The 14,812-nt window shown below is 72.0% G+C and carries 12 protein-coding genes; 5 read left to right on the forward strand and 7 right to left on the reverse strand.

Annotation, left to right across the window (positions count from 1 at the left end; genetic code table 11):
- Window positions 1-284: 284 nt before the first annotated feature.
- From ACFYO8_RS10375 to ACFYO8_RS10400, 6 genes are all read right to left on the reverse strand, one after another.
- The gene (locus ACFYO8_RS10375) at window positions 285-2,795 is read right to left on the reverse strand and encodes a type IV secretory system conjugative DNA transfer family protein (RefSeq protein WP_387257051.1); all 2,511 of its coding nucleotides are present in this window, start codon (window positions 2,793-2,795) and stop codon (window positions 285-287) included.
- Complete coding sequence (locus ACFYO8_RS10380; RefSeq protein ID WP_387257199.1) at window positions 2,792-4,612, reverse strand: VirB4 family type IV secretion system protein; 1,821 nt, start codon at window positions 4,610-4,612, stop codon at window positions 2,792-2,794. The genes ACFYO8_RS10375 and ACFYO8_RS10380 overlap by 4 nt, the downstream gene beginning before the upstream one ends.
- Window positions 4,612-5,574 carry a PrgI family protein gene (locus tag ACFYO8_RS10385; RefSeq protein ID WP_387257052.1) on the reverse strand — a complete coding sequence of 321 codons (963 nt, stop codon included), beginning with the start codon at window positions 5,572-5,574 and terminating at the stop codon, window positions 4,612-4,614. Before ACFYO8_RS10385 ends, ACFYO8_RS10380 begins: the two co-directional genes overlap by 1 nt.
- Complete coding sequence (locus ACFYO8_RS10390) at window positions 5,571-6,485, reverse strand: conjugal transfer protein TrbL family protein (RefSeq protein ID WP_365062731.1); 915 nt, start codon at window positions 6,483-6,485, stop codon at window positions 5,571-5,573. The genes ACFYO8_RS10385 and ACFYO8_RS10390 overlap by 4 nt, the downstream gene beginning before the upstream one ends.
- Window positions 6,486-6,487: 2 nt before the next feature.
- On the reverse strand, window positions 6,488-6,904 hold the full coding sequence (locus ACFYO8_RS10395; RefSeq protein WP_353899587.1) for a pilin: 417 nt from the start codon (window positions 6,902-6,904) through the stop codon (window positions 6,488-6,490).
- A gap of 647 nt (window positions 6,905-7,551) precedes the next feature.
- A complete protein-coding gene (locus tag ACFYO8_RS10400; RefSeq protein WP_387257054.1) occupies window positions 7,552-8,436 on the reverse strand; it encodes a hypothetical protein in 885 nt (294 codons plus the stop codon).
- A gap of 840 nt (window positions 8,437-9,276) precedes the next feature.
- Here ACFYO8_RS10400 and ACFYO8_RS10405 point away from each other — a divergent pair.
- From ACFYO8_RS10405 to ACFYO8_RS10425, 5 genes are all read left to right on the forward strand, one after another.
- On the forward strand, window positions 9,277-10,197 hold the full coding sequence (locus tag ACFYO8_RS10405) for a hypothetical protein (RefSeq protein ID WP_387257056.1): 921 nt from the start codon (window positions 9,277-9,279) through the stop codon (window positions 10,195-10,197).
- The gene (locus ACFYO8_RS10410) at window positions 10,181-11,185 is read left to right on the forward strand and encodes a TRM11 family SAM-dependent methyltransferase (protein WP_387257058.1); all 1,005 of its coding nucleotides are present in this window, start codon (window positions 10,181-10,183) and stop codon (window positions 11,183-11,185) included. Before ACFYO8_RS10405 ends, ACFYO8_RS10410 begins: the two co-directional genes overlap by 17 nt.
- Before the next feature lie 108 nt (window positions 11,186-11,293).
- A complete protein-coding gene (locus tag ACFYO8_RS10415) occupies window positions 11,294-11,842 on the forward strand; it encodes a DNA cytosine methyltransferase (RefSeq protein WP_387257059.1) in 549 nt (182 codons plus the stop codon).
- Between the two features lie 316 nt (window positions 11,843-12,158).
- Window positions 12,159-12,551 carry a hypothetical protein gene (locus ACFYO8_RS10420; protein ID WP_387257060.1) on the forward strand — a complete coding sequence of 131 codons (393 nt, stop codon included), beginning with the start codon at window positions 12,159-12,161 and terminating at the stop codon, window positions 12,549-12,551.
- Between the two features lie 239 nt (window positions 12,552-12,790).
- Window positions 12,791-13,159, forward strand: a complete 369-nt coding sequence (locus ACFYO8_RS10425) for a DNA-binding protein (RefSeq protein ID WP_387257062.1) — start codon at window positions 12,791-12,793, stop codon at window positions 13,157-13,159.
- 64 nt (window positions 13,160-13,223) lie between these two features.
- Here ACFYO8_RS10425 and ACFYO8_RS10430 read toward each other — a convergent pair whose 3' ends face one another.
- On the reverse strand, window positions 13,224-14,609 hold the full coding sequence (locus ACFYO8_RS10430) for a hypothetical protein (protein ID WP_387257063.1): 1,386 nt from the start codon (window positions 14,607-14,609) through the stop codon (window positions 13,224-13,226).
- Window positions 14,610-14,812: the final 203 nt, after the last annotated feature.

The following is a 14,812-nucleotide window of genomic DNA, read 5'->3' on the forward strand; positions in this document are numbered from 1 at the left end:
GACCGGGAGACGGAGTTGTTGGTGGGCACGGTGGATGCTCCAAGCGGAAGAGGAGTTCCCTCCGAGGGGAGGGTGTCTGAGTTCGGTGAGGTGGTCACCAGAGGCTGGTGACCGCCGGTGAGCGGCACTGACAGACCCGGAGAGCCGGAATCTGTCGGTGCGGTGTGGTGATCGGTGGTGAAGGGCTGGTGAAGCCCTCACGGAAGGGGTGACCGGGACGCAGTAGACCCGGTCGCCCCCGGCCGACCCGGTCTGTCGATCTCACGTCAACCGCCCTGCGGCGTTCAGGCGTTCGCCTTCGGACCGCTCTTGCCCCAGGACCGGCGGTTGTCGTCGGGGCGGGTCGAGAACCGGTCGACGAGGTCGTCGATCGCGCTGGTGTCCTGCGCCGGCACCGCCTCCGTGGCGGCCTGCCGGATTGCCGTCGCCTCGCCCACGACCGGCTTCGGCGGTCGGGTCTTGAGGGTGAACGCCGGTGTCTGCCGCCCACCGACGACGAGCCGCCCGGCGGCGGTGTAGGCGTCCAGGTGGGTCAGGTCGTGCTCGTCGAGTTCGGGCAAGGTGTGCCTCGCGAGGACGCGGGCGTCCTCCGGTGCGACGGAGAAGTACAGCTTGTTACGGGCGTTCGCTGACGCCGCCGCGAGAAGGTCCTTCGGGAACTGGGCCAGGTCCTGGTGGGCGAGGACCATCGACAGCCGGTACTTCCGCGCCTCCGCCAGCATCGAGTCGAGGCTGTTGGCCAGGGTCAGGAAGTTCTGACACTCGTCGATGATCAGCGTGGCGTCCCGGCGTCTGTCGGCCGGCACGGCGGCGCGGGCGGTGGCCGCCTGCCACACCTGCGCCAGCACGAGGGAGCCGAGGAGCTTGCTGGTGTCCTCGCCGAGCTGGCCCTTCGGGATTCTGACGAGGAGGGCGCCGCCGTCGAGGACCTTGCCCATGTCGAAGCTGGAGCGCGGGTAGCGCATGGTGCGCTTGACGAAGTCCCGCAGCAGGAACGCCCGCAGCCTCGCGAGGACGGGGCCGATGACCTGGGAGCGCAGGGCGGGGTTGAGGTCGTCGTACCACTGCCAGAACCCGGACAGGCCGGCCGGGTCGTCCAGGCCGACGGTCATCGCCGACCGGAACTGGGCGCTGTTGAGCAGGGGTGGGATGTGTTGGAGGGTGACGTTGGCGTGCCGCAGCAGGGTCAGGCAGGCCACCCGCATGACGTCGTCCATCCGCGGCCCCCACGCCTTCGCGAAGATGTTCCCGAAGATGCTGACGAGGTTGTCGACGACCAGGTCGGGGTCGTCGCCGGACAGCGGGTTGAGGGTGGGCGGGTTGGGCTGGTCGGGGTCGAACAGCACCACCCGGCCGGCGACGCTGGCGGGGAGCCGGTCGAGGATGTCCAGGACCATGTCGCCGTGCGGGTCGATGACCACGGTGCCCCGGCCGGCTTTGATGTCCTCGACGGCCATGTTGACCAGCAGGGTCGTCTTCCCGGAGCCCGTCGATCCGACCACATGCATGTGATACCTCGCATCGGCGACGGACAGGGCCACCGCGTGGCCACCCACTTCGGCGTCGCCGAGGACCTTCATCCCGCGGCCGCCGGTCGGCACCGCTACTGGGGCGGGCATGGACTTCGCCCGCGCCCGATCCAAGCCCGGTACGGCCAGATCCCGCGGCAGGGCGGCGAGGACGGCCAGTTCGGGGGTGGAGGCCAGGAACCCCGCTCCGAGCCGCCGTGTGGCCAGCACGGCCACCGGTTGCGCCATCCGGGCCCGGTGGGCGAGCCGGTTACGGCCGGCGTAGACGGCGAACGACGAGGCGACCGCGTCCGCGACACCGCGCAGCCTGGCCTCCGGCCGGGAGCCGTTGCGGTGGTTGTTCTTCGCGATGGCGTAGCGGATGCCGATGGTCCACAGCGGGTGGGTGGTCTTGTCGAGGATCGCCCGCACGTCGCGCTCCACGCCGGGGTCCCGGCGGCCGGCCGGCTGGCCGCCGCCGCTGCGGGTGGTTGTGGTGCGGCCGGACAGGAACCCATCGAGGACCCACAGCAGCGGCGCGGCGGGGTTGATGGCCGGGACAGCCGTCTTACCGTCGCGTAGCCGGCCGGCGGCGCGGCGGGCCCGTGCGGCGCGGCGGGGGGTGGCGGGGCGGGCGAGGACCTGCACGCAGGCGTACTCGTCCGGTTTGAGCTGCGACCCGGCCGACATGAGTGCTCGGAGCGGGTCGTTGTCGTGGTCGGTTTCGAAAGGCAGCCACTCGGCTGCGGTCGGCAGCAGGTGCCCGCCGACGGCGGCCGGCACGTCCAGTGGGATCGGCGGTGATGCCTGGTCGTCGGTGGTGCAGGCGGCGCCGGGCCAGGCGGCCCGGACGGCGGCCTCGACCGCCCCGTGCGGCACTGTGCCGGGTACCCAGATGCTGATGAGGAGCTGGCGGCCGGTCCAGGTGTAGTGCCACACCACGTGCGGGCTGCCGTACAGCAGTCGGCGTCGGCGGGATGGGGTGAGGGTGCCGTGCAGGTTCGCCCACAGCGCGGCGGCGCTGTGCGGGTCGACCTCCGGCGGTGGGGCGACCGTGACGAGGCGGGCGCCGTCGGCGTGGCGGCGGTGCCGCCACCCGTCGACCAGGTTCCGCCCGGCGACATAGGCGACCAGCAGGGCAGCGGCGACGCCGAGCAGCCACGGCCGGTCCACCGCCCAATCCGCGACGTACAGAACCCACCGAGTGGGCGCGCTCGGCGGGGCAATGACCCCGGCGCCCGGCCCGGAAGGACTGGGCGTCGGCGACAGGGCATGCAGTGGCGTCACAGGTCCTCCTCCCCATCGTCGGGGTCGAGGTCGGCTAGGTCGGCCGGCTTCGTGGTCGCGAGAAGGTGTTCGGCCTGGGAGGAGATCGACTCGAACGCCGTCCGGTTCGTGCCGGATATCAGCAGGCCGTGCCCGACTCGGGCGGACAGCAGCATCCGGCGTTCCCCGGCGGTCAGCCCGAACGCGTCGGCGACCTGGTCGATGGCCTGCGGAGCCTGCTTCAGCAGCACCTGCGTGGCCGCGTTGGACACGACGGCGTGGCCGAGGTCGGTGCCGAGCACGTCGGCGACGTCCTGGGTGATGACCGACAGGCCTGCGTTGCGTTTCCGGCCGGCCTTGCTCATCTTGAACAGGAACCGGGCGCCTTCACCGTCGCGCATCAGCAGCCATGCCTCGTCCACCACGACCAGCCGCCGCGCCTGCGGCGAGGAGGTGGAGCGGTACTGCCGCGGGAGGTCGACCTGCCGCCAGATTTCATCCAGGGCGAGGAGCGTGCCGACGGTGCGCAGTTCGTCCGGCAGGTGCCGCAGGCTCCAGACGACCAGATGCCCGCCCGGGCGGGTCGTGGTCGGTGAGTCGAACAGGTCGGAGAACGAGCCGGCCACCCACGGTGCCAGCCGGGCGGCCAACTCGTGGGCGGCGGCGTTGTCGTCGGCCCGCAGTGTCGCGGCCAGATCCTTCAGCAGCGGCGCGGGCCGGTGGTGGGTGGCCGGGTCGGCTGTGATGCCCGCCTGCCGATAGACGGCGAGGATCGCCCGGTCCAGGGCGGCGCGCTCTGCGGGCGGCGGCAGCTGCCCCACCAACACGCTGATCAACGTGTGGAGGAACAGGCCGCGGCGGGTGAGCACGTCCGGGCGGGTGTCCCCCGCCGGCAGGTCCAGGGGGTTGATCTTCACGCCGGGTGCGCCGAGCCGCACGATGGTGCCGCCGACCGCGTCGGCCAACCGGAGGTATTCGTCCTCGGGGTCAACCACGGAGACCTGCACTCCCTGGTACAGGTTGCGGAGCACGTCGAGCTTGACGAAGTAGGACTTTCCGGCGCCGGAGCGGGCGAGGATCACGCTGTTGTGGTTCTCCTGCGCCCACCGGTCCCACCAGACGATGCCCTGGGAGTCCGGGTTGACCCCGTACAGCACCCCACCGGTGGTGGCCGGGTCGCCGGGCAGCGGTGCCGGTAGGTCCGCCGACGCGAGAGGGAACGCGGCGGCCAGTGCCTGGGTGTCCATGGTGCGGCGCATCTGCAGGCTGTCGGTGGCAAGCGGCAGGGTGGTGGTCCAGCCGGGCAGGTGCCGCCACGTCGCGGGCTGCACCTCGATCAGGGTGGACCCGGCGGCGGCCTTCACCTGCGCGCACGCGTCGAGGAGTTCGGCCTCGGTGCGGGCGTGCACCGTCAGGTACAGGCCGACGCGGAACAGCTTCGCCGCCCCGCGAGCAAGGCGTTCGGCCAGATCGGCGGCGTCGTCGGCGGCGGCCTCCACGTACGGGTCGGCCAGCTTGCCCTTCTGCTCGTCGGCCCGCCGGCTGGATTCGAACCGGGCCCGCTGGTTGCGCAGCCGCGATGCCGCCACCGGCGCGGGGATCGGGTCGATGTGCAGGGCCAGGTCCAGCCGGCCGGGCCAGGACAGCAGTGGCTCCAGCCACGCCGGCCTGACCTCGGCCGGGTAGCCGGTGACCACCAGGGTGGCGGCGTAGCCGTCTCCGACTCGCAGGAACCGCGGCGTCACCTCCACCGAGGCCGGAGCTACCGTCGCCGCGAGTCCCGCGGACGGCGGGCTGGTGCTGTCGTCGTTCGGGGTGCGTCGGCGCTTGACGGTGATCACGATGTCCTCCTGGTGCGTGGCCTCTTCGCCGGAGGCGCGGTGATGGTGGTGTCGGGTGCGGCGAGGCCGCCGGGGCGAGGCGGCCGGTAGGGGTCGGCCGCGGCGGCCAGGGCGGCGGTGGTGGCGTGGCCGTCCAGGGCGCGGGTGGTGACGCCCAGCCCGGACAGGGACCGAACCGTCTGGTCGGCGCGACGTCGAGCGGCGTGCTCACCGCGCTCACCGGAGTTGGTGCGGGTCACGATGAGGACCTGCCGGCGTAGCGGGTCCCGCCGTTCGGCGAGGTCGTCGAGGAACCGTGCGTGGTCGGCTGCCGCGTCGGCGAGAGCTGGGTGCGGCATGGCGTCCGCCGCCTGGGCGAGGGTGCGGGCGGCGGAGTGCAGGTCGACCGGCTGCGCCGACACCACGATCTGCGTCGGCGTGGACAGGCTGTTGAGCCATCGGCCGAAGATGTCGACCAGGGCGGCCTGTTCGTCGGCGGTGCGCAACGCGAGGTTGACGCTGGTTGCCGCGACCATCGCCGCCTTCACACCGCCGAGGCTGATCTCCCCGTGGTCGTCGATGGCGTCGGCGGGCAGTTTCAGTGGCGCCGGCAGCATCACCTTCGACGCCGGGGCCTGCACCCAGTCGGGTGTCTTCGCGGTGGTGTCGGTGGTGGACAGAGCGCGTGGCGCCCGGGAGTGGCGGACTGCGGAGGCCAGCCACACGTCCATAGGCAGTCCGTCGCGGCGGCCGACAGTGAGGCCGAACACCAGGCCGCCGAGGACGACAGCGGCGCCGAGTAGCACCGGCGCGGGCACGATCGCGTGGAGGGCGCGCCAAGCGCCGTAAAAGATGACGGCGGCGACGGCGAGGATCGCGAGTTGCCGGAACGTCAGCCCGTAGAGCACCTTGTCCGGCGCGTCCACGTCGGCGGGCATGCGGGCGGTGACGGCCTGTTCGTCACGCCGGTCGCGGCTCATCGTCGCACCGCCCCCAGGCCGGGGATGCGCAGCCCGCGGGTGAGCTGCTGCACCACGACGACCCGCACGACCGCGCCGAGCACGTTGCCGCCACGCCCGCCTGCGCCGCTGGTGGCGTAGCGGCGCATCAGCCCCGGCACCTTGAGCGTGGTCCACAGCAGGACCATCACGACGAACAGGTTGAGCACGCCACCCGGTTCGACCGGCAGGCCGAGCAGCGGCAGCATGGTGCTGGTGTCCAGCAGCATCCACTGTCCGGCGAACAGTACGAATGCCTGCACCACCGGGGTCGCCAGCATGGCGACGTACGACCGCCACCACATGCGGGCCACGCCGTCGGTCTGCGGCAGGGCGTGACACGCCAGCGCGATCGGCGCGACCGCGGTGAGCACCAACGCGACCGCGAAGCGGACGATCACACTGCAGGCGGTGGCGGCGAGCAGGAACACGATGATCGCCAGGCAGACGACGAACAGCAGACCGGCGGTCTGGTCACGCGCGGCCATCAGGTGGGTCCTGACGGCGTTCAACGCCCCGTCGCCGTTGAAGTCCTGCGCGGTCAGTGCGGCGGTGAACGCGTTGGCGTACTCGATGAGCGTGCCGGCGATCAGTTGGGAGAAGTGGGCGGTGACGAACCCGACGACGCACCGCGGCAGCAGATCCTTGGCGGTGTAACGGGCGCGTTCGTCGCCGCCGGCGACCATGGTGAGGACACCGGCGGCGACGAACACCAGGACGAATACTGTGTCGACGACCCAGATCGACCGCCCGGTCAGCGCCTGCACCTGCGGCAGGCTGGTCACGTCCGGGGTGATCAGCAGCGCGTGGGTGATCGCGGTGATGAGCCCGTTCAGACAGTCCAGCAGCAGGCCGGCGAACCAGTCCAGGATCTGGTTGAGCGCCCAGGCCATCGTCAGCCTCCGACGATTCCCTGGACGACCTCCAGCAGGATGGGCGCGAGTACGGCCAGGCCGTAGCCGATCAGGGCGTTCTTCAGTGCGCCCTTGGCCTTGTCGACCTGGGCCGGGTCGCCGCCGGCGGTGGCCCAGTACACGCCGGCCAGGACCAGGAACAGGGTGGCGACTGCGGCCAGGATGCCCATCACCCAGGTCTGCAGGTTGGCGATGACGGTGGGCAGGTCGTTGGCGGCCAGGACGACCGGGCCGCCGGGGTCGGCGTAGGCGGCGGCCGGCACGGCCAGCGTCACCACAGCCGCCGCCGCGGCGGGCGCGGCGACCCGGGCGACGAGGCGAAGCGCGCGGGTCGTCATCAGTGCGTGGGAGAGGGCGATGGTCAGGGCACGTGAACGTGCCAACAGCGGGCGGAACATGATGGCTGCACCTCCCGCCCCGGCTCGCAGCCGGGGCGATTCGTCGAAACGGTGGGCGGAGAACCGCCGCCGGGCTCGGAAGACGCACGTCGGCCGGGAACCGTGGTGAACCTCGGGAGGAGCTCGTCCTCCCGTTCGGGTTGGCGATGATCGATGAGGTGTCAGCGCATCAACGTGGCGCGGCACCCGAGGTACCCGGTCCCATGCCGACCCGGCCTCCCGGCCCGGCGGCGGGCGGAATCAACCCCCTGCGTGACGCCGTGGTGGCGTCGGAGGAGTTCCGCACCCTCAAACCGGCGTTTGTGAGCTGTGGCGAACACCTGCCGATCCCACAGCGCTCCGACACGGCCTCACGTACCTCTGACAACCCTGGTCAGCGGCCCGTCCGACGATCATGCCGCTGCTGGCGGACCTCGCCGTCGGCATCGGCGCCGGGGTCTCACAGCCGCCGCCTCAACTCCTCGTGGGCGCCGCTGTCAGATCCGTGATAGATCCGACGGACCGCCCGAAAGTGAGTACGACGGCCCTTCCCGCACCAGGGTGGGAGCCGGTCGAAGTGGTGCGGCGCGAGGGGTTCGCCGTACGCGGTCGCGGGCCCGACCGGATGGTCGGGCCCGCGTCCGGAGAGCCTGCGGGATGGTCGGCGGTCAGGCGGCTGCCAGCGTCACCTGCGCCACAGGATGCCGTGCGCTGCCGCCGCGGGCGGCCCGGATGTGCTGCCGTCGCTCGGCCGCCGCGCTGAGGTCTTTCCGCGCCCGGGGTGAGGTCGCCTCGGTGAGCATCCCGGCGGCGAGCGCGTCGGCGATGCGGACGTCGATGCGCTCGACGCGCCGCCGCAGCGTGGCGACCTCCAGGCCGAGGCGGGCGGCGATGGGTTCGATGGCCCGGTGGCCCAGCCGCACGTCAATGTAGGGCTGCTCGTCGCACTCGTCGACGATGCCCAACTCGACGGCCCGGCGTACGAGGAGGTCCGGATGCCCGTAGGGCCGCTTCGGGGTGCGCGAGCCGGTGACGTGCTCGAGGTCGTCCACCGGAACGGCCTCGGCGCCGTCACGTTGCCGCAGCTCGTGGCCGGCCCGCCATGCGGCCATGCACAGCGCCGCGTACGGCGCAGGCTTGGCCAGGTCGACCCGGTCACGTAGGGCGCCCAGGAAGCCGGTGAGGATCTCGGCGTCTAGATCGTGAGCGTCACCGGCCCAGCCGGTGTGCAGCCGTCCGGCGTAGCGGCGCAGCGCGGGCATCGCCAGGGCGACCGCGGCGATGACCCAGGCGGGACCGTCGAGACGGGCGCGGCGGACCAGCTCCCGCCACACGACGTCACGGGCCGTGTAGGCGTGGGGGTTCTCCAGCAGCCATTGCCGCAACGCCGGAAGGGCGATGACACGGCCGGGCAGACCGCTGTCGTCGCCGAGCTGATCGGCCAGCGGGTCGAGGTCCAGGGACAACGGATCGGGGTCACAGGTCAGACCGGCGAACGCGGTGTCCACGGCGTCCAGCGGCGAGTCGGGCCAGTCCTTGGCGGACGCGGTCATGTCACGAACTCCTATGTCAGAGACGAATGTCGATGACGGCCGGAGGTGTACGGCCGGCGCGCCTGACCGCCATTGCGCCACCTCGGTCTCACCGGCCCCTGACAACGCAGGCCAGCAGGCATGAATCCTCGGCTCGACAGCACCAGCCGCCACCGGCCACCCGCTGACTGACGACCGGCGCTGGCGCGCGTCACCGTTCTGACAAAGCCGCGTTGACCTGCTCGTTGACACGACAGGAGGCGAAGGGCGCGGGACAAGGCCGCGAGGGACACGACACCGGCCGAGGGGTCTGACAACGGGGGCCCAGCCGGTCTCACAGCGTCTAACAGCGCCCCGCGGGCGGCACGGTGTCAGATCGCGACAGGCTGACACTGCAGCCGAATGTCATCGTCAACCCTGCGCGCCGCGGTGGCGCGCCGTCTGACAGTGTTCGTCCGGCGTGGGGACGGTCTGACACGGTCGCCGCCTCCGATGACAATCCAGCACCGGCGTCCTCGGTGACGCCGTCGCCGTCCGGGACATCGGACGGCGATCTGACAAGACCGGCCAGCGCCCCCGTGTCATCGATGCAAGTCGCTGTCATGGTCGAGGTGGTCGTGACCGTGCGTGTCAGACAGCCGGGGGTGGCCGATCGCTCTGACGATCTCACGACGCCGACCCCGGCCCGGTCGAGCCGGCGACAGCCGGATCATCCCGCGTTCTGGAGGCCAGCCGAGCGGACAGGAAGCGGCTGTCAGACATTCGTGAGATTCCCGTGAGATCGGCAGGTGTTCGCCACAGCTGACAAACACCGGTTTGAGGGTGTCAGCGCAGCACGGCGCGGCGCGGAGCCGACACCACATGAGCGAGCACACGCCGCAGCACCACAACCCGCATCCCGATCCCACCGTCGACACCGGCCCTGACGCCGATGTTGACCCGACCCCGGCCGACCTGGTCGCCGGCGACCCGCCGGTACCGCTCACCGTCTGGCGCACCGCCCGGACCCCGGGCGACGCCGGACGCAGCATCGGCACCCGCCTCGCCGACCGCCTCATCGCCGCCTACAGCCGCCCCGGTGAGGCGGTCGTCGACCTCACCACCGACCACGCCCTCACCTCCGCCTGTGCGGCCGGGGCCCGCCGGCACCACCCGGCGTGGTTCACCGACGCGTCCAGCCTGATCATCGGCCCGGCCACTCCCGTCCCGCTCGCCAGCGGGATCACCGGCGACGCGGACGAGGAGGAGGACCTGTCGGAGATGGGCGCCTGGTTCGGGGACGACCTCACCGACCCGGACCCGCACCCACCGGCCGACACGGGCGCCGGCCTGCCGTCCGGCGGCTCCCTGCAGCAGGCAACCAGTCTCGTGGTCGCCTGCTGGCCCCTCGACCTCAACGCCGCTACCAACCGGGTCCGGTTGGCGTGGCTGCTGGCCGCCTGCGCCCAGCTGCTGCAGCCGGGCGGCTGCCTGATCCTCGTCGTCACCGTCCCGGCCGGCACCACCGCCGGCCCGGAGGACTTCTCCGGCGTGGTCCAGGCCGCCGCTGGCGTCGGGCTGGGCTACCTGCAGCACCTTGTCGCGGTCACCGCCGACACCGACGGGGACGCGTTCGTCTACCACGTCACCGACGAGGAACTGCTCGCCCTCACCACCGCCGTGAGCGACCGGTGGCGGGTGGCGCACCTGCGGGTCCACGCGGACCTGATGGTGTTCAGCCAGACCCAGCGCCCGGCCCCGCGCCGGGCCGATGGGCGTGAGAGCGGTGGTCGCCGTGGCTAAGCACCGCGCGCACACCACCGCCAACGAGCCCGACGAGCAGAACACGACGACTGCCGCCACGAGCACCCACTCCGTCGGACGGCATCGGGCTGCTCCCGGCCCGGAGGGCCTGTCGGTGTGGGCGACCGCGCAGGCCACCGGACCAGTCCAGCGCCGCGGCCGGTACGTCCGTGAGTCGGTGCAGCACCCGGCGCGGATGCTCCCGGCGATCGCCGCGCACGCCGTCGCCGCCTACACCACACCCGGAGACTTGGTGCTGGACCCGATGTGTGGGATCGGCACCACGCTGGTCGAGGCGATCCACGCCGGCCGGGACGCGATCGGGGTGGAGTACGAGTCGCGCTGGTCCGACATCGCCGACGCCAACATCAAGCACGCCCACACCCAGGGTGCGACCGGCCGGGCCGGTGTGATCCGCGGCGACGCCACCAGCATCCTGTCGTTGGTGCCGGCGGCCCTGACCGGGCAGGTCTCGCTGGTGGTGACCTCGCCGCCGTACGGGCCGACCGTGCACGGCCTTGTCCGGCCCGGCGCCGACGGCGTGGCCAAGTTCGACAACGCCTACAACGACGGCACCGACCGCGGGAACCTCGCCTACCGGGACCTCACCGGCCTCGCCGACGGGTTCGCCCAGATCCTCGCCGGCTGCCACACCCTCCTCAAGCCCGGTGGGGTCGTCGTGGTGACCGCCCGACCGTGGCGCAAGCACGGCGAACTCGTCGACCTACCCAGCGCGGTCATCGGCGCCGGTATCCGGGCGGGCCTCACCCCCGTCGACCGGTGCGTGGCGCTGCTCGCCGCCGTCCGCGACGGCGGGCTCGTCGCCCGGCCGTCGTTCTTCCAATTGCAGGCGGTCCGTAAGGCGCGGGCCGCCGGCACCCCCATGCACCTGATCGCCCACGAGGACGTCCTCGTGTTCATCAAGAGCCAGACCGACTCGGGTTCAGGAAGCCTGGGGGACAGCCTCGGGGGAGGGGTGGTCGCGTGAGTGCGCATGCCCACCGCCACCCGAGCCGCGCGGCGGGAGTGCACAGCTGCTGCCTCCTGCGGTCGGCCGCGCGCGGTGAGACTCCGAGGCTCGGCGCGGTGGAGGTGCGTGATTGACCACCGACCCGCACCGCGCATCGGATCGCTGTGCACCGGCTACGGCGGCCTCGACATGGCCGTCGAGCTGGTGCTCGGCGGTCATCTCACCTGGTACGCCGAAACTGACCGGCACGCCGCCACCGTCTGCGCCCACCACTGGCCCGGCATCCCCAACCTCGGTGACATCCGCACCGTCGACTGGACCCGCGTCGCACCCGTCGACGTCCTCACGGCCGGGTTCCCGTGCCAGGACATCTCCAACGCCGGCAAGCGCGCCGGTATCACCGGAGTGCACTCCAGCCTGTGGAGTGCCGTCGCCGACGCCGTTCGCGTGCTTCGACCGCCGCTCGTGTTCGTGGAGAACGTCGCCGCGCTCCTGCGGCGAGGTTTCGACGTCGTCGAAGCTGACCTGGCCGCGATCGGGTACGACACGAGCTGGACGTGCCTACGCGCGTCCGACATCGGCGCCGCCCACCGCCGCGACCGGCTGTTCCTGCTGGCCGCACCCACCGGACGAGTGGGAGGAGGTGCGGACGCTGCCGACACCGTGCGCCCGTGACGGCAAAGGACCCGGCCTTCCATACGGGCTGCCCGACCTCATCGAACCGTCAGGCTCGACCCACGGCCTCCTATCCACCTCCACCGCGAGGCGCAGCGCACGCGACGTTGAGCACCGGCATGCGCGGGCCGACGGCGCGCGTCTGCTGCCCACCCCTAGGGCGAGTGACACCGGGACGCCCGGGCGACGTGCGGGGGCCGGGTTCCGGCCCCCGCTGTCGCAGGTGCTGCTGCCCACCCCGCGGGCCACCGACGGCGAGAAAGGTTGCCCTGGGCAGCGCGGCTCACACGGCGACCTGACTCTCCCTTCCGCGGCGGTGCGGGTCCCGACCCGGCTCCTGCCCACCCCGCGCGTGTCCGACGGGTGCGGTCCCGGGCGGCATGGCGACGGTGGCGCGGACCTGCGCACCACCGTTGCTGGGCTCGGGCAGCCCGACGAGCAGCGGTGGGGCGGCTACGCCGACGCAGTCGCCCGCTGGGAGCTGTTGCTCGGCCGGCCCGCACCGGCACCCACGCAGACCGGCCGGCACGGCAAGCCCGTCCTCGCGCCCCGGTTCGTGGAGTGGCTCATGGGCCTCGACCCAGGCCATGTCACCGGCCCCGACCTGGGGCTGCCGCGCACGCGCGCGCTGCGGGTCCTCGGCAACGGGGTCGTGCCCCAACAGGCCGTCGCCGCCCTGCGGCTGCTGCTGTGCCCACACAGGTGGTAGCGGGAGAAGGTTCCTTGGCCTACCGACGTGGCCAGTGATGGGGCGCCGGTTGAGGCCAGGGTGCCAGTGAGTTCCCGCTAACCGGCATCGGCGTGCTCCGTGCCTCCACGGCCTCTCTCCGCAGGCGGCACCGCCAGTCCGACGTGACGGCGGTGCCGCCTGCGGAGAGCCAGCCCTTATCTGAAACCCAGGACCTCACCGCCCCTGCGGCTGGCGGTCCGAGATTAGGAGTCAAGCCCATGCGATCAGCACGACGAACCCGCAACCTCACCCCTGCCGCCAACCCCGACAGCGACGACGCAGCTTGTACCTGGACCATGGAGCGCATCCTGGCGCTTGGGGCGACCACGGACCTCGCCACCGCCGCCGCCATCCTCGGCATCTCCCGCTCGGCGGCCTACAAGCTGGCCGCCCGCGACGCCTTCCCGGTGCCACTGTTCCGAGCCGGTACGTACTACCGCGTGCCGACCGCCCCGATCCTGCGGAAACTGCACCTCGAGTCCCCGCCGGTACCGACAGCTGGTGACACCGGCGGGGCGGGCGCCGACGAGGACGGCGGGTATTCGGGCGGGGACAGGGACACCACGGGCTGCAGCCCTCCGCCGTGACCTCGCCGCGGGTAGGACGCCCAGTGCGCGGCTCCGTATGCCGTGCCGGTGCAGCCGCCGACTACTACTCGACGGCGCGGGAGAGGAGCCGGACCAAGGCGCGACGCAACACCCGCTCGATGTCATCCACGACCGCTGACAGGCCATCTGTCGGCTGGCCGGTGAGGGTGCGCAGTTCCCGCCTGCTCGGGTCGTCGCCGTGCATCTCGTCGTTGCGGAGCCGGTATCCCAGACGCAGGAGGGCCTCGAGCCGCTCGGGCGGCGCCTGCAGGACAGGGTCGTCCGCCAGGAGCACGTTCGCTCCGTCAACGATCTTGTCCTGCTTGCGGGGATCCGCTGGCAGGCCCGGCAGTTTGATGAACAGCACTTCGGCGCAGACCATCAGGTCGATGAGCCGGTCGGTCGGCACCCGGTCGGCCCCCGCCAGGACCAGCCGGCGCAGCGCGGTCTGCAGACCCCGGTTCTCCCGGACCGCGGGATGCGCGAGGAGGCCGTACACCTCGCGCACCGCCTCAACCTGCTCTCGCCCAAGGATCGTCGGTCGTTCCTCGTCGAAGGCGGGCAGCGCCGACAGTGACGCCGTCGGCCCCAGTCCCTGGGGAAAGTCGTCGTCCGGTGGGCAGCTGATCGCCCGAGTCGCGGTGACGGACCCGCCGCACACCAGCCGAAGCGCAGCCACGAGACGGCTGGCTGGCTCGACCAGCGCGCCAGAATCCGGCGCCGTCGGTTGGGCGGGTACGTCCATGGCCGAGCACACCGGGTACGAGGTGCAGCGGGTCAGGGCCCACTGGTGGAACCGCGACACGGTCACCGAGGTCGGGCCGCCCGCGAAGGCGATCGGCACCGCGAGGTAGCCGATCGCGGCGCTCACCTGCCGGTCGCTCATCGCTTGCAGCACCAGGCCGTCGGGCAACGTGACCGCCTCGATGCCTGCGGTGGGGGTGAAGGCGTTGAGCGGGACCACCTCGACCAGCCGCGCCCGCGTGGCCAGCAAACCGTCCTCCAACCTGCTGTACGCGGCGTCGAAGGCGTCCTGGTCGAACCGGTAACCCCCGACGGCGGCAACCATGGGTTCCAGGACGTGCTTAACCAGCGTCCACCCCAGTTGCCGGAGCGTGAGGGCGAACTCCACGCCGACGAGGCAGTCCACCCGCTCGCGCAGCACCTCATCGGCGGCCACGACGGCCCGCACCGCCTCCATCTCGGCGAAGGTGTCCAAGAACCGGTAGTCGGTGACCCGGCCCGGCATCTGCCAGACGTCGCGGCGGATCGCGACGAACGACTGCTGCCCGTGGCGGTGCCACTCGCCGAAGTCGGGAACGGTCGCGAACACCGGCACGCCGTCGCAAGCGGCCAAGTCGCCGAGCACCGCCGCCATCAACTGGCCCACTACCGCGTGCAGCTGCGGACGCCGTACCCGGCCCCTCGCCACGTCATCTGCCGCCACCATTGGCCGTCCTCCATGCCCGATCTCACGCGAACCGGACAGGATCCCAGACTCCCCCAGCAGGGCGCATCTGACTTTCGCCGGTCACCGGCCCCAGCGCATGGACCAACCACCGGACCTGGAACCGCGGCGACTTGATCGTGGCCGCCGGTCACGCGTGGATGTCGATCAACCAAACCGATGCCCCACCACCCAGACGAACGGGA

This window comes from Micromonospora sp. NPDC005257, from assembly GCF_042872445.1.
GTDB lineage: Bacteria > Actinomycetota > Actinomycetes > Mycobacteriales > Micromonosporaceae > Micromonospora.